We start from the raw sequence: 19,546 nt of genomic DNA, 5'->3' as shown, positions 1-19,546 counted from the left end.
AATTTAATTTAAGGTAAAAATATGCAATTTTGCATATTTCGATTAACTTATTGTTATAATATACCATTTGGATTAAGATGAATTGGAAAGATGCGCACCTTTCATAATTTTTAAATTAGAATGTATTTTCTTAGTATTATAAAAAACAAGATTTTTAAGGTGGGAATAAAATTGAAAAAGAAGGCAATTACTTTAGCACTTTCAGCTATGTTGGGAATTGGAGCACTAGTACCTATTGCAGCCTCTGCAGCAGAAAGTTTTGATACTGGTTTTGATAAAAATAAAATGGAGCATTACGCTATATATTATCATTCTTCTAGAGTACATGCCTCTGGAATCACAAAAAATGGCACTCCTTATAAGAGTATAGCTGTAGGGCCTGGTTATAAAGCTGCTTTACATTTAGCTTTTACTGGACCATATGCTGTAACTTACCAAAAATATGTTTTTTAATTAAATATATTGATATTGTGGGGATTTATAGAAATCATATAAATCCCCTTAAAATGTTTTTAAGGTGGGATTTATATGATTTCTATAAATAATATGAATAAGAGTTTTAACAATAAAATTCTTTTTGAAAATTTTAATTTGGAAGTAAAAGCAGGAGAGTTTATTGGGATATATGGAAAAAGTGGGAAGGGGAAGACAACACTTTTAAATATTATTGGCATGTTAGAAAATCCAGATTCTGGTGAAATCAAATTGTTAGGAAAGGAAACAAATTCTAATAAGAAAAAACGAGACTTATTAAGAAATGATATTGGATTCATATTTCAAAACTATGCATTAATAGATAACGAATCTGTAAATAGTAATCTAGAAATTGCTATTAAACATAGAAAGTTAAATAAAAAACAGAAAAAAGATGCGATATGCTCAGTATTAAAGGAAGTGGATCTTACAAACTATGGTGAAGAGAAAGTCCATACTTTAAGTGGAGGAGAACAGCAGCGTGTTGCTATCGCTAGACTACTACTTAAAAACCCAACTCTCATTTTAGCTGATGAACCAACTGGTTCATTAGATAGTGAAAATCGTGATATTATTACCTCTCTTTTTCAAAAGTTACACCAGCAAGGAAAAACAATTATTGTAGTAACGCATGATACAGCTTTGTCTCATCTGTTTTCAAGAATCATTCAATTATAAGAGAAAGGTTATATTATGAAAAAATTAATATTTATTCTTAGTTTTATTACTTTTACAATTGTGAGTTTTTTATCAATTAAACAATTTGAATACTTGCAGTTTCAAGCTTTTAATTATGATGTTAACTATTCAGAGGAAAATTTTGATTTAGAAATAAAAGAAGGGAATCCTCAAAAAAATAAAGTTGAAAACTTTAAAATTTTATCAGAAATTGCAATGCAGGCTAAAGTAAATCTGCAAAGGACGTCACACGAAATTACAAAAAATAAACAAGAAAAAATCGTGTATTATGTAGCATTATATGATTATGATCAATATTTTAAGCAGCTAAAATTAAAAACAGGGGAATTCCTGAATTCAAATAGTAATTCTGAAGCATTCCTTTCTACTATAAAAACTAATAATAAAAATCAAATTGGTCAGATTGAGATTTTTCATAATTTTAACCCAATAGAAATTCGGCCGATGATTGCAGCAGCATCAATTAAAGATATTAGAGGTACATATTCTTTAAACAATTCTAAAAATATCAAGTTATTTAAACAAATGGCCGAGAAAAATGGACTTTCAATAAAAATAACAAAAAATGAATCAATATCTGTTTTTACAGAGTATCCGTATCAAACCATGATCTATACAACAAGTTTTGTATTATGTTTATTATTATTACTAGCTATGTCTTATGATGTTATGAACAATTACAAAGCTATTGCTATTCAATATATGCACGGAGATAGTTTTTGGCAAATCGGGTTATATTTACTTAAAAGGTATGTAAATATCATTTTAGGTTCATTTCTTCTGGCTAGCATGAGTCTATTAATATTTCTTTATTACTACAATCAATATCAGCAAATAGTACCTTTTATAGGCTTTTGGATAGAAAACATTTCTCTTTTATTCTTAGTCATACTTTTAATTATAATCGTTACTTGGCTTGGTAGTAAAAATATACATATATCTCAAATGATTAAAAATAAAAAACCCATAAAACTATTCTTTTATTCTAATCTCGGGATTCGATTTATATTAGCTGTGTTCTTAATTCTTGCACTGCAACAAGGGATTAGCACTTTTATTGAACTCAAAAAAACAATTACACAACAAGAAAAATGGGAATTGATGAAAGATTATGCATCACTAGGTATGGAAGTAGGGGCTGGAGACAGATTTGATATCAAAAATGAAGATAGTTTGAATCGATTCAAGAATTTATATAAGGAATTAGAGGATCAGGGAGCCATATACATTGCTCCGTCTTATTATTATTTCAATCAAAAGAATAATGAGTTAAATCCTAACCCTTGGGGAATGGAAGGAAAACAAATCGTTATTAATAGAAATTATTTATCAATCAATCCTGTATACGGAATTGATGGTGAAAAGTTACAGTTACCAATACCTAATAAATCTGAAATAACGGTTTTAGTGCCTAAAAGATATGAAGCAAATCAAGAAGATATCAAAACAACAATAAAAAAAGATTATTCCATGATGCTAAATCATGAGAATCCTGACTCAGTACAAATAAAGATACTATATGTAAAAAATGAACAATCTTATTTTACATTTACTACTCAAATGGCTGTAGATACGAATTATCAAATTATTGATCCAATAGTGGTGGTTTTGACGCATGAGTTTGAGCCGATGTATACATCCAGTTCAATTGCCATGGGTTATGGCTATTATACCAAAAATGGAGATAATGAGTTTCCTTTTAAGAAAACAAAAAGAACAATTGAAAAGTATAATTTTGATAATATTTGGAGTCCTGTATCTATTGCATACTCACTTGTTGAGCAAAAGATATCAAATGATACAGAAAAACTTCAATTAACTATAATTAGTTGTACACTATTTTTAGTGCTTTCTGCTGTGTTACTTTTCTTTTCTGCTATATATTATTTAGAGATGTTTAAACAAATACTTGCATTACAATGGGTTTTTGGATACAGTTTTTTTGAAAAACATAACGTGGTTTATCTCGCTTTATTGGTATTTTGGCAATTTTCCTTTATGGTTTGTTTTTTCATTTCTAATGATAGATGGTTATTATTTAAAATTAGTTTAGGATTAGCAATTTGTGATATTTTATTAATTAGTATTTTATTGATTGCAAAAGAACGTAAAATTACTAAGTTAATGATACTAGGGAAGTAAGTTAAATATAGTAAAGGGTGGATATATTTGTTGCAGAAAAAACAAATAGTTTTATTAAGTTGTTTTGTATTTTTAAGTATTCTATTTTTCGGTGGATATCTTCTTCTGAAGGATGGAGGAAAGAATGTGTTTGAAGAACAAAGCTTATCTGGTACAAATGAGGTTAAGAGTGAAGTTAAGAGTGTAGTTGAAAGTCAAAATAAATATTACTTTGTGTATTTAAAACAAGATAATGGAGTTCCGGATACTACTTTCATCCCTGAAAAATTAAATCCTGGATTTGATAAAACGGCTAGCTTTAATACGCATATTGAATTCGATGATTATGGGAATATTATAGAAGACGAAAAAATGATTGTTATATATAATAATAAACTATCAGAGAACAATAGAAAAAAGATAAAAAATATAGCGGGTAAACAAAATTATGCTGAAGCTTTAAAGGAAATCCAACAAAAAATTGATGAAACAAAGACTACAGATTTTAATTCAGAAGAAGTAGTTTCTCAATAAGTGTATTTTAACTAAAAGGAGAAAAAGTACAAAATTATTTATACGAAATAACTAAATGGATTTCTTAGAAAGAAAAATAATATAACTATTAATTCTTATAATTAAAAAGAACTTGTATTGATTTCTGCAAGTTCTTTTTAATTTTAGAATAACGTCACATATTTTTACAAGATAAGAAAATACTAATGTTTGTTTTAGTACTTTAATTCCAAGCTATTAAAGCTGGATTATTAACTGCGATACTAGGAAGACATTACTATGTACTATGAATATTCGGCTCATATGATTTATTTAGGGTTTAATTTGTTCTCTTCATATTCTTTTAGTATCTTATAAAAAGTATTCTTCTTAAGTCCTAATATTTCCATAAATCTAACGCTAGTCATTTCTCTTTTTTTCCATTTTTCATAAGTTTCTTCTATTATAATTAGTTGCTTGTGACTTAATGCTGAAAGGTTAAATGGAGGGCGCCCTAAATGCTTACCTTGAGATTTAGCAACTGCAATCCCTTCTGCTTGTCGCTGATGGATTTTTTTCCGCTCTTGATCTGCAACATAAGAAAGTAAAGATAAAAATTGATCCTCCATTAATCTGCCCATATCCCCCACTTCACGAAACTGCCGGCTATCAAACAGGGTTTCATTTTCTAAAACTACGATGTCAGCTTGTAATTCTCTTGTTATATACTTCCATTCTGAAATTACCTCATCATAATTGCGGCCCATACGATCTAAGGCATCTATGATCTTATTTCTACGCTTCTTTTAATAAGTAGTAGATTTAGTGTTTTTTTAAATTTGTTATATAAGATTTTACAGCTTGCAATAAGAATTCTTCCTGTCTCATACCAGCTTCCGCTGCCATTTGAACTACTTTTTGCTTAAATTCATGATCTGCATGAAAAGTTAATGGCTCTACATTACTTTTAAAGTAAATACCTTCTACATGTGGAAGAATCGTGCCAGATTTCATATGAGAATGTAAGTACTTAATCTCTTCTTGAAACTGCAATGGATCTACTTGTAATACGAAAGGTTTAATTTCTAATTTGATAGTATCTGCTGAAATACTCAATCTCATATTTGTGATACCTAGCTCCTTATAAAATAAGTTTATTAGATTATAAGTAATGGAATTAAATAATTGAGGTTTTTTAAAGGAAAAAGATAAATACCCTCGTTTTGTAATTACCGCTTTTTTAATGAATGGTTCAAAGGTGTAATCATGTTGTTTATAAGTGGATAGAGGGAAAATATCCTCGTCTTCTGTAAGAATCTTACCGTCTGCTCCATTGATCTCTATTACCCTAGCTGTTTTTCCGTTATGTTGATGTGTTAATAATTGATATAAGTATATATCTTCATTTTGAATTTTCGTAATGAATGTTTTTCGCTCTTTTGTTTTGGTTTTTTCATAATCAAGCATAAAAATCTCTAGTTCTTCCTCATCGATAAGATATACTTGTTTTCCTCTTTTTTCTACCATTGTGGCGGGTAATTTTCCAGATTTGATGTATGTAAAGATAGTAGATGGTGCAACATTAAGAATTTCAGCTACTTCTTTTGTGCTAAGGCCTTTAACCTTATTTTCATTTTGTAAACGTTCAATATCCTCTAAATAGAAAATCTTACTACCGAATTGCTTCCAGTTATCTTTATATACACATTCTATTAATCCATCTTTTTCTTTTTTTAAAATTGTTTGTACCGTTACTCCTAATAAGTCAGCTGCCTCTTTGGTCGTTACAGTAGGTTTTGTAATGAACAATAAATCTTGTGTCATAAAAGGACACCTCCATAACTATCGTTTGTTAATATTTTAGGTATGTATATATCATATCAGAATCTGATTTATATTTAAAATAAGAAATAGAATTTATTAAATATAGTATTCATTGTTATCGTTTAGAAATATTTTTCATTCAATCTATATGTTAATGAATTATTATAGTTGTTTTTATTATAAAATCACTATGGATTTTAATTATTTAATTGTTAAAATATATCTATTTAATAATAAATTATAAAAAAATATAATTATAAGTAAATAGAGAAGAATGTAGCGTTCTTACAGAAAGAAAATGAATTATCATTTGTATAATTAATAGAAGTAAAATAAAATAATAATTATAGGTAATAAAGAGAATTATTATTATAATCTTCAATAGGAGAGGTAAATTTGAAATATGGATAATAAAAATGAAAAAGAAAATTTATCTATTATAAATAAACAAAGTGAATATATAGATACATATGTAGAGAATTTAAGATATGTCGTTCCATTTCTGTATAACGATAGTTATGTGGATAAATTGGAAGAGAAGATGGAGGTTGCAGAAAAAGAGGGAAAGAGTAAATATACGTATTTAAGTGACCTGGAAGTTATTTATCATTTCGTACATTTACAAAAAGATATGGATGAGAAGAAGAATAGAAAAGAGGATACGAAAAAGAGTTATGTGTCTGAAATCTTGTCATTTTGTCAGTGCATGGTGCAGCATGCAGAAGAATTTGAATTGAATGGGGAAGAGGTACAGAAAAATGACTCTTTATTGAAAACATTGCAACCTTGGCATATTCGTAAATACAATTCTTGGCTGAAACGGGTAGAGAACGGTAGGAATGGTGACACATATGCAGTCGCAACACTTGCAAAGAAAACAGTACTCATTCGTTCTTTTCTAAAACATCTTCATGTATTTTCTTATATTGAAAAGCCTCTCCATGAAGAACTGCAGCGGGCAAATGTAAATGAGCAGGATCGGCCAAATCGGGACTTATCCTATGATGAGGTTATGAAAATTTTAGGGTTTTATAAAGAAAGAGGACATTTAGTAAACTATACAATTTTACTTGCTCTGGCAAGTACTGGTGCAAGAATTCAAGAATTGTGCACCGCGAGAGTGAAAGATTTACATTATGACGGAAAGTACTGGTTAAAAGTCACTGGAAAAGGAGATAAAGTGCGTGAACTTTTCATTTCGGAACACTTATACCAGTGTATTTGTGAAATGAGGCGGAGAAGGGGATGTCAAACGGTATTGGGAAAAGGGGATGAGAGTCCGTTATTTATAAATCAAAGAGGAAATACTTATAACTCTAAAACACTATCGAATCAAGTAACAGATATGATAAAAAAGACAAACTTAGAGTTTCTACAGTATCGTGAAAATCCTGTAACGGCACATACATTCCGTCATGCATTCGCAATCATGGCAGTTGAACAAGGAAATGCAGATTTATATCATTTAATGCAAACATTGGGGCATGAAAACATTCAAACGACAAAGATTTATTTAGAAAAGCATATGAAACGACAAAATAATGTAGGTACCTCATTTGCAGATCTGTTAGTGTGAATTTGAATCACTCCAAACCTTATTTAATTATGTATTTTTTACATAATTAAATAAGGTTTTATTCGTGCGGAAATATAAATGGATAATTATTGGTAAGTAAATAAAATTATAATTTCACCTGTTAGTTGGTAGATAAGTATAGAGACAGCTAGTGAATTAGGAGACATTTGGGTTAGAGGTATTCTCACATGTAAATAGTTCTGTAGGTGGAAAAATTACGAGATATTTATTTTGAATTAGATAGGAATAATTATCAGATGAAATGACCTGAAACTGTCTTCCGTATAGCTATAATAAAGGTGTTTAATTTCTAATAAGAGTAGCACTACATGGCTATCAACTTAAGAATTTAGAATTAATCAAGAAAAATAAATTTTCGTGCAATTCAATTAATTTTATTGTTTTAGTGTAGTTTATTTTTGTTAGGTTACAAGTGATGTGGCAGTATTCCTATAAAAATACATAAAAAAATCATTATACATATACAAAAGAGGATTATGTCAATACTAAAGTTAAATATTTTAATATATAACACTTTTAAGAATTTTACATGTTTTTATATTTTAAAAATTAATATCGTATATTTTAGATTCTTAGTATACAATATATTACCTGAACTATATATAAGAATGGAGAGTTTTAATTGGAATTTTTAGCAAACAGTAAGGTTGGTACAAAACTAAACATATTAATACTTATATCTTGTATCGCCTGCATAGTATTATCCCTAATAGGCGGATGGGGTCTAGAAAGAGGAAAGAGTGCATCTTCTAATATGTATGAAGATGATTTAAAATCAATCGAGTGGATAGGAACCATAGAATCTAACTTTTACCATGTTAATATGAACTTTATGGAAATAATGCTATCCAAAGATGAGAAAAGAATGAACGATTTGATAAAAGAAATGGATGGGATGCGTAAGGAAAACGATCAGTTATTAAAGCAGTATGAAGCTAAAATTATCTCTAATAAAGAAAAAGAACTATATAACAAATTTCATGAAGCATTTAATGAATTAAGAACTCAAATAAAAAAAGCACAAGAATTAGGGAAATCTAATAATGAGGAAGCTTATGCCTATTATCTAAAAGAAATTGAACCTAATATGCAAAAAACAATTCAGTCAATTCGGGAACTAATTATATATAATAGTAATAATGCAGACCAGTTACAAAAAGTTAACAATAGCAGTGCTCAAAATACAATGATAATGTTTGTGGTTATTTCAATTTTAGCAATTGTCATAGTTATATTTATTGGATATATTATTAAACTTACTATACGAAAACCACTTATTTTATTACAAAATGATATTGAAAAAGTAGCTGCAGGTGATTTAACACTACGTACTTCTTATAAAGCAAATAATGAGTTAGGAATCATTGTACAGTCTTTTAATAGTATGTTAGATAACCTCCAACAATTAATTGCGAATGTTAAGACGACAACACAAGAGGTGATTTCTTCTACGGAGGGGGTTTTACAAGATACAAAGCGAGCATCTAATATTTCAAATGAGGTTGTTCAGACTATTACTGAAGTAAAAGAAAAAATAGCAGGACAGGTAACTAGTATTCAAGAGAGTTCATCGTCAATGGAGGAAATAACAATTGGTGTCCAAACAGTAGCTGAATCTTCAGCAGTAGTTGCTGAGGTAGCAGTAACAACCACGGAACAAATACATAAAGGTAGTGAAGTGATAAAACATTCTATTCTTCAAATGAATAGTGTTCATGATGTTGTCGAGGAAACATCAAAAGTAATAGATAGACTTGTTACACGTACACAACAGATTGATACAGCTTTGGATGCAATTACTAATATTGCGGAGCAAACTAATCTTCTTGCTCTAAATGCTGCAATTGAAGCGGCACGTGCTGGAGAGAATGGGAAAGGGTTTGCAGTGGTTGCAGCAGAAGTGAGGGATTTGGCCGAAAAGTCTAAAGAGTCCGCGAATGAAATTAATCATTTAATCAAATCTATTCAACAAGATACTCAAGATACAGTTTATGTCATGCAAAAAGGAGAACAAAAAGCAGCAGAAGGCAAAGAAGCGGCCCACAAAGCGGATCAAACATTCTCATCTATTATGAGAGATATTGATAAAATTACAAGTCAAATTCAAGAAGTCTCTGCAGCAACAGAAGAGATGTCTGCCGGCACAGAAGAAGTAAATGCGTCTCTTTCACTAGTATCTGATACTGCAACACAAGTAGAAAAAGAAACAATTCAAACAGTACAATCAATTCAATTACAAGCAGTTTCAATCAAAGAAATTTCAATTCAATCCAACAAGATGAAAGAGAAGGTAGAAGCATTAACAGAATTGATTTCAAGATTTATTACTACGGAACAAAAAAAGAATTAATAAATATGGATACGGTAATAATAATATATCCTTATTTTTATCAAATTGAAATTTTTTAGAATAGATAGGATGGAAGGGAAGTAAATGAATAACGAACTAAAGTATAATATTTACGAATTACAACAATTCATTCAAAAAACTTATTCTGATATTAAAACAGCATGTGATATTGCTATTTATCAAGAAAACATTTCTAAATATCTAATTTCATTAGGATTTTTAAATAAATCATATAACCTATATAGAAGCCAAAAGGTTTTATCGTGAAAATGAAGAACTTGCAAGTGTAGAATTTGATAATTTCTTTGATGCGTATGATAAATTAGAACATGAATTAAAACAAGTTATTTCAAGAGAAGATAAAAATCCTTCATTACTACATAGTAGACTTAATCAGTTTCAGCAGAAAGTTGAAAATATAAATGATTTAATAAAAGTATTGCAAAATGCTCGTTAATGAATGTTTTTTTCTTTGTTATATAGAAAGTAAACATTAAAAACATTTTAGAAATAATTCGTTTTAAAAACGGTTTGCAAATTGGCTATAAATACAATTACCGATACTTTTTATGAGAGAGCACTTACTTGAAGTGACCCCTAAAAGTTAGACACGGTTATTTCATTAGGCAGCTTGATAAAAGTGAGTCCGGTATTGTACCGGGCTCATTTTTAATTTTGCCTTAATCCGTTTCGTATTATAATAATCTATATATTTTTCTAATTCTATTTTAAAGTGCTCTACATTTTCAAATTCTTTTATGTAGAGGAACTCCGACTTCATAATCCCAAAGAAATTTTCTATTACTGCGTTGTCGTAACAGTTGCCTTTTCGAGACATACTCTGGACGATAGCTCTTGATTCAAGTGTCCGGACGTACTGTCCCATTTGATAATGCCATCCTTGATCCGAATGCATCAGTAGCTGGTGGGTTTCAGGTAAACGTTCCAATGCTTTCTCTAACATGTCTGAAACAAGCGAATACGTCGGTCTAGAACCAATTGTATAGGTAATAATTTCACCATTATACAAATCTAATACAGGTGATACATACAGTTTTTCTCCAAACAATTTAAACTCTGTGATGTCTGTTACCCACTTTTGATTCGGTGCATCTGTATGAAAATTACGCTCTAAAATATTAGGTGCGATTCTACCGACTTTTCCTTTATAGGATTTATATTTCTTCATACGCACGACACACTTTAACCCAAGCTCTTTCATAATGCGCTGAACCTTCTTGTGGTTCACTTTCTGGCCACGATTCGTTAATTCATCACGAATGCGACGGTAACCATAACGACCTTCATTTTCCTCATAAATCGCTTTAATCTCAGCTTTCAAATCGGCATCTACATCTGGACGATTCATTTTCTTTACTAAATCATAATACGTGCTTCGAGGAATAGTAGCTAGCTCCACAAGTGCCTTCACCGAATATTTATGCCTTAATTCATAGACTACTTGCGCTTTGTCTTGTTTTGTGATTTTTCCTTGTTTTGAACTAAGGCATTTAACTTTTTTAAGTACTCATTTTCCATCTCAAGCTGTTTAATGCGTGCTTCAAGTGCTTCGACTGACCCTTCAGCTAAAGGTTGTTTTAATTGTTTATTTGAATCTTTTTTCATGGATGGACGCCCCTTTTTCTTAGATTGAAGGGCATCAATTCCTTGTGTTTCAAGCTGTTTTTTCCAAACAGAAATCGTTGAAGGGGCAGGAATATTAAAAATAGCTGCCGTCTCAAATAAGGACATACCGTTTTCAATCATAAAGTTTAGTACGTCTAGTTTAAATTGTTGTGTGTAATTTGTACATCGTTTTAGAAAAGCTTCCAGACCATTCTGTTTATATTGGTTTACCCAATTCAAAATGATTGTGTCACTTATACCGAGCGATCTACCCATTTCTCGATAACTTTCATTCCCGTTCAAATAACGTAGAACGATTTGTATTTTTTCATCAGCTGTAAATTTAGCCATAGAAAAACTGCACCTCCAATTGTTAGACTGTGTCTAACAATTGGGGTGCAGTTCAACTGGGAGTGCTCTCTTTTTATTGGTTATGGTGGACAGTAAAAAATACTTAAACCAATAGTAATTATCATAAATTCATATTATTAAAGTTAAAGTGGTTATCAAATTGGAGGAAGGCTCCCTAAGGTGCCTTAAATTAGTAAAGCGCAGTATCCCCTTTTTTCATTTCACTCTTTGAATTTTAATATATTAATAATAAGATTAAAAATGTTATAATTAGTAAAGATTTCTAATAATTAGATTGAGAGGATACAATATTATGGGTTATAAGTTTCGTAGAATTATCCAAGTTTCTCCGGGTGTGAAAATTAGCTTTACATACACTGATTTGGGAGGAAGAACGGCTCCGCCTGAATCAAGAGTAACAACTTATGTACCTGGCACCGGAATCTCGTATACACCACGAATAGCAGATTCAAATAACTATTATAGACAACGAGGATTTCAAAGACAAAACACTTCCTATCCCACTATGAATGAACAAGATTACAATACGATAAAAGCATTTGAGCCGGTAAGAGAAACCCAAACGTACCTTGTTACTACTTTTCGTAAGAAGGATAATCAAATAAACTCCGTGGGTAGAAAACTAATGAAACCACTTTCCATAATTACAGGCGTTTTTGCAGGCCTATTCTTACTTATGATGCTTGTTATACCTGCTCTATTCCTAGCAGTTATGTCTTTCCTATGCTATAAAAATATAAAAACACCATTTGCAGTTGTCTGCCCAGAATGTGATGCTGAGAATCTATTCATTTTTGAAGAAGAGAAAATTGCTTGTCGTAAATGTGAGAGCACTCTTATTATACAAAAATAAAAGACGTTCATTTGATCGTCTTTTATTTTCAAAATCATAAAATTGGATTCATTTACAAATAGATTAGAGCGCCGCTTCTTGTAGAAGGGTCTTACTTATTAGTTTTTCAAGTAATAATTACTTTAATCCAATGTTATCAATTTTTAAAATATGTTACGATTTGAACTGGGAGGGAAATATATGAAAATGATACAGGAAGATATGTATAAAGAACTAATAGATAAGAAAAGAACGGTTACTATATTTTTAAAAAGTGGTGTTCCGATACGAGGACAAATACTTTCAATAGATACATACTCTGTTCTTGTAATGGCTCAAAATAAACAAAAATTAATTTACAAACAAGCTATTTCAACTATTACCAAGTAATTTTTGATAGTTAAAAAATTGTTAATTTCAAGGAAGTAAACCTTACAAAAAACGAAAATGATGTTGGCTCAATATATTTTATTATAAAAAAAGAAAAAGCATAACCCTTCTTTCTTGCAATATAAAGAAGGGTTACACTTTTTCTTTTAATCCAGATGTTCATATAATCCTGAATGATAAAATTTTGCTAAACGTACGAATTGGGATAAGAAAACGTAGCATATGAGTAAAATTTAGTTTTTTAAAGATTTTAGGGTTAATTTCATATAAGTATCCATTCGCTGCTCTAGTGAGTATTCTCCACCTAAAAGACACCAGTCTAATATAATCCCTCTAGCAACTGTAAAAAGATACGTTGTTATGTCTTCTACACTTATATCATTTGTTAATTCTTTTTCAAATCTTCCTTTATTAACAAGATCATTTAGAGTTTTGTAAATTAATGAAGGTTCATATGCGAATATTTTTTTGTTGAAATCGTTAAGGAGATTTATATGTAACTCTAATTTAGTAGTATATTTAGCTATGCATTGGAAGAAAGTCAAAATAGTTTTTTGTATTGTCGTATGTTGAGTTATACTTTTCAATTCTACATTTAGGTTTTCTTCAATTTGTTGAAATAACTTTTGATAAATATCTTCTTTGGAAGAAAAATGATGATAAAAAGTGCCAACAGATATATTTGCCTTTTTACAAATATCTTCAATAGTTATATTTTCAATTTCTTTTTTTTTCGTTAATTTTAAAAATACAAGAAATATATTGTTCTGTGTTTGTAGAGCTTGTTGTTTTCTTTTGGTTAAATTTTTGTTATGCAATCCTTATTCCCTCTTAACTATATATTAACTGATATCTTGAAAGTGAAAAAGTATTTCGAAAATTTTGGTTATTGTTGTATAATTTTCATTACATCGAATAATATTCTGTGAATGTAATTCGGTATAATGAAATTTTTTTTTTTGAGGGGAGATTGTTATATATGAAAACACCTTATCAATCAATCTTTATGATTCCTACAAATAAGCTGTTAGGAAAACAGGCTTTAGGAGAACCATATGAACCATTTGAATGGTATAAAGAGATGCGAGAAAAAGAACCCATTTATTTTAATTCTCAGGCTGACATGTGGAATGTTTTTTTGTACGAAGATGTAAAAAGAGTCTTAGAAGATAAAGAGTTTTTTTCTAACATTATGCCGGAGAAGAAAAAATCTCCTTTTCCACAAAGTATCCTTGGGATGGATCCGCCAAAACATACACAAATCCGGTCTATTGTAAATCGTTCGTTCACTCCTAAAGCATTAAAGGTATGGGAGTCGAGAATTCAGCAAATCACAAATGATATTCTTATTCAATTATCTAATCGTGATAATTTTGATATTGTCCAAGAGTTATTTTATCCTTTACCGGTTATAGTAATTGCTGAAATGTTAGGTGTTTCTGTTAATGATATGGACAGATTCAAAAAGTGGTCGGATATTATAGTAAGTTCACCCAACCATGATGATCCGGATTATTTGAAAGAATTTTTTCATATACGTTTACAAGCAGAAAATGAATTAGAGGAATTTTTTGAAGAAATCATACAACTCAATCGAAGAAAATCCAAAAAGGATTTAAATGACATTATTTCTTTATTAGTTCAAAGTGAAGCAGACAAAAACATTTCGGGCAAGGAAGTAGTATCATTTTGTAAATTACTATTGGTAGCAGGAAATGAAACGACAACTAACTTACTTGGGAACTCATTATATTGTTTGATAGAACATCCAGATGTTTATAAACAAATACAACAGGATATATCTCTTGTTCCAAAAGCAATTGAAGAAGTATTGCGGTATCGTTCACCAGCTCAAAGAATTGTGCGCAAAGTAAAAAAAGAGATTCAAATAAGAGGTCAAACTCTACAAGTAGATCAAATTATCTCAGGTTGGATTGGATCAGCTAATCGAGACTCTCTTCATTTTAAAGATGCCGATAGTTTTAACATACATCGTAGTCGAAATCCTCATCTTGCATTCGGTCATGGAATCCACTTTTGCTTAGGTGCTCCCCTAGCTAGATTAGAAGCTAAAATTGTATTGACGGAATTAATGAAAAAATATAAATCATTTTCGTTTATTGACCATAATCTTCCCGTTCCTATCTCAAGTGTTAGTTCTGTATATGGATTGAAATCTCTCCCTGTGAAAAGTGAAGTTATTCATATAAAGTAAATGGTTTAGTTCTGATACAGGTTGTATCAGAACTAACTTTATTTATCAATTAGAACTATTGACATCAGACTATCAAAAAAATATTGCAAAGATAGTGATAATTATAATTTCGTTTTTGATTTTCATAGAAAGAAGCCAGAAGAACAAGTAGAATTATAGGTAAATAAGTTGCAGAGTGAAATTATGAAAAGAATGCTGTTTACTCAAGGGGGATATTTTAGCTTAGGATTATTTTCTAGATTGTATTGTAAATTCTATTCCCGAGCATAGATTGAAAATTATACTTTTAAAAAGTAAATAAGTTTTGAATTTACAGATTTATAGAAAATTTATTATAAAATCATAAAATGGGGTGTTCTTTATGTGTACTAGTTTGACATTACAGACAAAAAGCGGTCAGCACCTTTTTGCAAGAACAATGGATTTTGCATTAGATTTCAATCAAGAAGTAATAATAGTTCCTCGACGTTATCAATGGAACAATATAACTGGTGAAACTATCAAGGCGAAACAAGCTGTTGTAGGAATGGGGATTAACCATCAAGGAAGGATCATTCTGGCAGATGGAGTAAATGAATCTGGTATGACATGTGCAACACTTTATTTTCCAGGGTTCGCCACTTATAGTAACAGCATAGATGACAATAAAACAAATCTGGCTCCATTTGATTTTGTGGCATGGAGTCTCACACAATTCAATTCTGTCGAAGAGTTAAAGAAATCTGTAGATAGTATTTCCTTTTTAGATGTACCACTATCTGTTTTAGGAGTTACCCCACCTCTACATTGGATTTTAGCGGATAAATGGGGAGAATGCATTGTATTAGAGCCGACAATTGAGGGGCTAAAAATGTATGATAATCCACTAGGGGTAATGACTAATAGTCCTGAATTTAACTGGCATTTACAAAATTTAAGACAATATATAGGTCTTAAATCGCAGCCATATGCGCCAATGAAATGGGGAGACTTACCATTAAGTGCTTTTGGACAAGGTACAGGTTCAATGGGACTCCCTGGGGATTTCACGCCACCATCAAGGTTTGTAAGGGCAGCGTATAGTAAACAAAATATTCAAGGGGTAGATAACGAAGAGGAAGGGATATCGGCCGTTTTTCATATCTTATCAAATTGTGAGCTTCCAAAAGGTGGAGTGATAACGGAAGAAGGTACAATAGATAATACCATTTATACAAGTGCAATGTGTATGGAGTCTGGTATATATTATTATCATACCTATGATTGTAGACAAATTATAGCCATACATCTATTTAATGAAAATTTAGATACAGATGAAATTAAAACTTATCCATTTCAGCGTAAACAAAAGATATATTATCAAAACTAATTAGATTTGGAATAACATCAAAAAGGCAAACTTAATTAAGTTTGCTTTTTATAATAGGCCATACCTTCAAAAAGTTAAAAGAAGTATAATTGATGTATACTAATTACATTCATATTCTATTATATACTTTTAATTTATTAGTATTTAATACAATTATATAAAATGGACAACCTGTAAAAGTAATTGTTGTAATCAGATGAGTAAAATTAATACGCAGAATAAAGTAGTGGTCATACCTGAAAATAATTTGATAAATAATGAAGAACATGTCGGTTTATATGCAAGCCCTAATATAATTAAAAATGAAGCATATTACAAAAGAAAAGGGAGTTAAAAAGGACTTAGAAGAAATCAAGGTGAAAAATGGAAAGGTTAGCTTATAGTATATAGAAATTTCTTAGCAAAACCGTTTGGAAACAGTCGATTTCTTTTTAAACACCTTTACAACTTAAAATAGACATTTAAGTTGTTGTGTATGTTTTAATATTGTCGTGGTGTTTAAAAGCTGATACAAACGAATCTGAAAGCCTGTTTTTTCGGGATAACTAGATAAAATAAAGAATTTAATATAAAAAGCGGTGTTTATTTATAAATATGGTGGGATTAAAATATTATTTCAGATGAATATCAAATAATAGAGGAATGATAGAAATATAAATTGTTTAATCAAATTATCTAATAAAAGAAAACATTAAATAACTAGCTATATGATAGATGGTAGATGGTATTACTATTTTAAGAAGACGGTTCTTTTGAAACCGTCTTCTTTTTGTTTCTCTATAAAAAGATACAGACTAATTAATGCCCATTTTTATGTTTTATAAATGTAATGGATCTATTTTAAACAGCCTTTTTAGTAGTAGCTATTTTAAAGGTATTACTTCTCATACTATAAAATTGTAGGCCTAATGAAATAATCATAGAGAGTATCGCGAAGTAGATTAGAGCCATAGTCCCCATTCCAAGAGAAATTACTACTCCACCTAATGTGGCACCTACAGAACTTCCTAGATAATTTATCGAACTATTGAGGGCCACAGCTGCACTTCCGTGCTTAGGTTGATAGGATAATAAAATATGTTGCTGTGGTGCTCCTGATGCCCATCCCATTGCTCCCCATATGAAAAATGGTAAGTATTTTATAATTGTTAGATTAATCATTATTGGAATACATACAACTGAGACAGTTAAAATAATTAAAATAAGAGCCATTAAAGTTTTTGGTTTTTTGAAGTAATCAATTAAATATCCAATTGTTATACTTCCAAATAATCCACCCAATCCCCAAGCCCATAAATAAATTGTTAAATCACTTGTGTTATCAAGATCGTGTAATAATGGAGAGAGATAGGTATATAAACCTAAACTTGAAATACTTGCAAAGAATGTTATTAAAACAGTGATAGTAACTCTTTTATCTAAAAACATTGCAAGTCTTTCTTTCATAGCAGGTGGTGCAGTGACTGGAACATGTGGTAGAAACTTAAGAATACTAATAGCAGCAATTAAACTAAGTAGTACCACAAACCACATTGCAGATTGCCAATCAAACTTGTCTGCGATATAAAGACCTATGGGAACACCTAATACAGTTCCCATACTCATGCCACCGATTGTTAAGCCAAGTGCGCGTCCTTTCTTTTCTACAGGTACTAACATAGTTGAGCCTGCAACAGCTAAAGGAGAAAACAATCCAGCACCAACACCAGCAATTGCCCTTGATATTAAGAATATCGAAAAGTTTGGAGATACTGCGGTTAATGCATTTGCAAGTCCAAATACAATTATTGAAGTCAATAGAACTTTTTTTATAGGTTTCCCTGCTAAGAGAGAAGCAAACAGTGGAGCGGATATTGCATAGCATAATGTAAATATACTTACCGCTTGCCCAACTTGGGATGCACTTTTTTGATAGGTATCACTAATTCCAGGAACCAGTCCAGCAATAATATAAGCATCGAATCCCAAGGCAAACATACCAATAGCTAAAAAAATAACTTTTTTCATAGTTCTGCCACCTTTACATTGTCAAGATTAAAATAAATTATCAATCTTATACACTCTAGTTGCTAGTTTTATACAGATAGAGAATGATTATTAAATCAATATATAACTCTATAATGATGTTATTTTCAATTATAATAATTGAGCTATATGTAATTATTGAATAATGCCATAGTAATTAAAAAATCTGCAGATTAAATTAAGATAAAATAACATTTGATAATCATTACTCGTCTAGCTTAAGTAGGTTAATATTAGTATACTTAATGAATGGGATTAAATAAAATGAATAATATTAATGCAAGGGATGAAAAAAACTCATGAGTATTATTAAGTATGAAATTTTTGAATCAGTTATTACAACGGGGAGTTTTACAAAGGCTGCCGAAAAATTAAACATGACGCAATCTGCAGTAAGCCATGCAATTTCTAGCTTAGAAAAAGAATTAGGAACGTCTTTATTCCTAAGAACTGGTCGGACGATTACTTTAACTCCTCAAGGCACTAAAGCTTATGAGTATATTGGTCAGATATTAAATATAAACCGTAAATTAATAGAGACTAATTTTAATGATCAATTATTACCTAAAACACTGAAGATTGGAGCCTTTACAAGTGTAAAAAAACATATATTACCTCCAATTATGAAAGAATTTAATAAATTGTATCCGTTTATTGAAATTATAATATTTGAGGGGACTTATGATGAAATTCAAGAATGGGTTATTAATAGAGTAATTGACCTGGGATTTACAATTAACGGGGAATTCGGCTGTGAATCCGTCCCATTTTGGGAAGACGAGTTAGTTATAGCAACACCAAATAACTTAAAGTTAATTCCTGAAGATTGCTCTTTAAAGGATTTCTTTGATCAAAATAATATTATTATGCCAGCAGCGCCATACAGAAATCAAGTTGAGAAATTTTTTAATCAGCACAGTATAGAGCCTAAGGTTCATTCGTATATAAGTGACTGCAATACAATTGTGAAAATGATTGATCTAGGAATAGGTATTTCTATAGGACCAAAGCTTTTCTTAAAATCATTTGATAATATAAAGATATATGAATTACCGGATAGACATTATAGAAATATATACATATCTTATAAACATTCTACAGAATTAACACAAGCAGAAGGACATTATGTTCAGGAATTTATAAAAATAGCAAGGAACTTATTTTAAGTTCCTTGCTATTTT

The 19,546-nt window shown here is 30.2% G+C and carries 15 protein-coding genes and 2 pseudogenes; 12 read left to right on the top strand and 5 right to left on the bottom strand.

Features of this window, described 5'->3' with window-relative positions:
- The first annotated feature begins 171 nt into the window (after positions 1 to 171).
- The 4 genes from MKY21_RS28610 to MKY21_RS28595 all read left to right on the top strand — a co-directional run bounded on the left by MKY21_RS28610 (position 172) and on the right by MKY21_RS28595 (position 3,828).
- Entirely contained in the window at positions 172 to 453 is a 282-nt protein-coding gene (locus tag MKY21_RS28610) for a hypothetical protein (RefSeq protein ID WP_061663964.1), read from the top strand.
- A 75-nt stretch (positions 454 to 528) separates the two neighbouring features.
- Complete coding sequence (locus MKY21_RS28605) at positions 529 to 1,152, top strand: putative bacteriocin export ABC transporter (RefSeq protein ID WP_061663963.1); 624 nt, start codon at positions 529 to 531, stop codon at positions 1,150 to 1,152.
- A gap of 15 nt (positions 1,153 to 1,167) precedes the next feature.
- Positions 1,168 to 3,315: a DUF1430 domain-containing protein gene (locus MKY21_RS28600; protein ID WP_341078170.1), complete on the top strand. Its 2,148-nt coding sequence runs from the start codon at positions 1,168 to 1,170 to the stop codon at positions 3,313 to 3,315.
- A 30-nt stretch (positions 3,316 to 3,345) separates the two neighbouring features.
- A complete protein-coding gene (locus MKY21_RS28595; RefSeq protein ID WP_086424159.1) occupies positions 3,346 to 3,828 on the top strand; it encodes a hypothetical protein in 483 nt (160 codons plus the stop codon).
- Positions 3,829 to 4,115: 287 nt separating this feature from the next.
- Here MKY21_RS28595 and MKY21_RS28590 read toward each other — a convergent pair.
- Both MKY21_RS28590 and MKY21_RS28585 read right to left on the bottom strand, forming a co-directional pair.
- Positions 4,116 to 4,571 (bottom strand): annotated as a pseudogene (locus MKY21_RS28590) (recombinase family protein); the annotation flags it as partial.
- Positions 4,572 to 4,608: 37 nt separating this feature from the next.
- Complete coding sequence (locus MKY21_RS28585; RefSeq protein WP_000189827.1) at positions 4,609 to 5,610, bottom strand: helix-turn-helix domain-containing protein; 1,002 nt, start codon at positions 5,608 to 5,610, stop codon at positions 4,609 to 4,611.
- Positions 5,611 to 6,013: 403 nt separating this feature from the next.
- Here MKY21_RS28585 and MKY21_RS28580 point away from each other — a divergent pair, with 403 nt between their 5' ends.
- The 3 genes and pseudogenes from MKY21_RS28580 (at position 6,014) to MKY21_RS28570 (ending at position 10,014) form a co-directional block, all read left to right on the top strand.
- Positions 6,014 to 7,186: a tyrosine-type recombinase/integrase gene (locus tag MKY21_RS28580; RefSeq protein ID WP_098281094.1), complete on the top strand. Its 1,173-nt coding sequence runs from the start codon at positions 6,014 to 6,016 to the stop codon at positions 7,184 to 7,186.
- A 643-nt stretch (positions 7,187 to 7,829) separates the two neighbouring features.
- On the top strand, positions 7,830 to 9,557 hold the full coding sequence (locus tag MKY21_RS28575; RefSeq protein ID WP_341078167.1) for a methyl-accepting chemotaxis protein: 1,728 nt from the start codon (positions 7,830 to 7,832) through the stop codon (positions 9,555 to 9,557).
- A gap of 84 nt (positions 9,558 to 9,641) precedes the next feature.
- Positions 9,642 to 10,014: pseudogene (locus MKY21_RS28570) on the top strand (hypothetical protein).
- Between the two features lie 165 nt (positions 10,015 to 10,179).
- On the opposite strand, the gene MKY21_RS28565 reads toward MKY21_RS28570, so the two are convergent.
- Positions 10,180 to 11,534 (bottom strand): IS3 family transposase gene (locus tag MKY21_RS28565; RefSeq protein ID WP_325764816.1). Its coding sequence is split into 2 segments (ribosomal slippage): positions 10,180 to 11,081 and positions 11,081 to 11,534, totalling 1,356 coding nucleotides; the frame shifts between segments, so codons are not numbered across the junction.
- Positions 11,535 to 11,847: 313 nt separating this feature from the next.
- Here MKY21_RS28565 and MKY21_RS28560 point away from each other — a divergent pair.
- Together MKY21_RS28560 and hfq are read left to right on the top strand one after the other, a co-directional pair.
- Entirely contained in the window at positions 11,848 to 12,408 is a 561-nt protein-coding gene (locus MKY21_RS28560) for a hypothetical protein (RefSeq protein ID WP_098472560.1), read from the top strand.
- Positions 12,409 to 12,588: 180 nt separating this feature from the next.
- Complete coding sequence (hfq, locus tag MKY21_RS28555; RefSeq protein ID WP_098021206.1) at positions 12,589 to 12,777, top strand: RNA chaperone Hfq; 189 nt, start codon at positions 12,589 to 12,591, stop codon at positions 12,775 to 12,777.
- A 233-nt stretch (positions 12,778 to 13,010) separates the two neighbouring features.
- Here hfq and MKY21_RS28550 read toward each other — a convergent pair whose 3' ends face one another.
- A complete protein-coding gene (locus MKY21_RS28550; RefSeq protein ID WP_098021205.1) occupies positions 13,011 to 13,595 on the bottom strand; it encodes a TetR/AcrR family transcriptional regulator in 585 nt (194 codons plus the stop codon).
- Positions 13,596 to 13,756: 161 nt separating this feature from the next.
- Between MKY21_RS28550 and MKY21_RS28545 the strand changes: the two genes are divergently transcribed.
- Together MKY21_RS28545 and MKY21_RS28540 are read left to right on the top strand one after the other, a co-directional pair.
- Positions 13,757 to 14,992, top strand: a complete 1,236-nt coding sequence (locus tag MKY21_RS28545; protein ID WP_097995713.1) for a cytochrome P450 — start codon at positions 13,757 to 13,759, stop codon at positions 14,990 to 14,992.
- A 361-nt stretch (positions 14,993 to 15,353) separates the two neighbouring features.
- A complete protein-coding gene (locus tag MKY21_RS28540; protein ID WP_341078160.1) occupies positions 15,354 to 16,340 on the top strand; it encodes a choloylglycine hydrolase family protein in 987 nt (328 codons plus the stop codon).
- A gap of 840 nt (positions 16,341 to 17,180) precedes the next feature.
- Here the strand turns inward: MKY21_RS28540 and MKY21_RS28535 are convergent.
- Positions 17,181 to 18,347 (bottom strand): MFS transporter, encoded by a 1,167-nt coding sequence (locus MKY21_RS28535; protein ID WP_341078157.1) that lies wholly within the window; start codon positions 18,345 to 18,347, stop codon positions 17,181 to 17,183.
- 317 nt (positions 18,348 to 18,664) lie between these two features.
- Between MKY21_RS28535 and MKY21_RS28530 the strand changes: the two genes are divergently transcribed.
- Positions 18,665 to 19,531 (top strand): LysR family transcriptional regulator, encoded by an 867-nt coding sequence (locus MKY21_RS28530; RefSeq protein WP_098281098.1) that lies wholly within the window; start codon positions 18,665 to 18,667, stop codon positions 19,529 to 19,531.
- Positions 19,532 to 19,546 lie beyond the last annotated feature (15 nt).

This window comes from Bacillus sp. FSL R9-9497, assembly GCF_038005805.1.
GTDB classification, from domain to species: Bacteria; Bacillota; Bacilli; order Bacillales; family Bacillaceae_G; genus Bacillus_A; species Bacillus_A cereus.
This window is presented reverse-complemented; position numbering and strand designations above follow the sequence as displayed.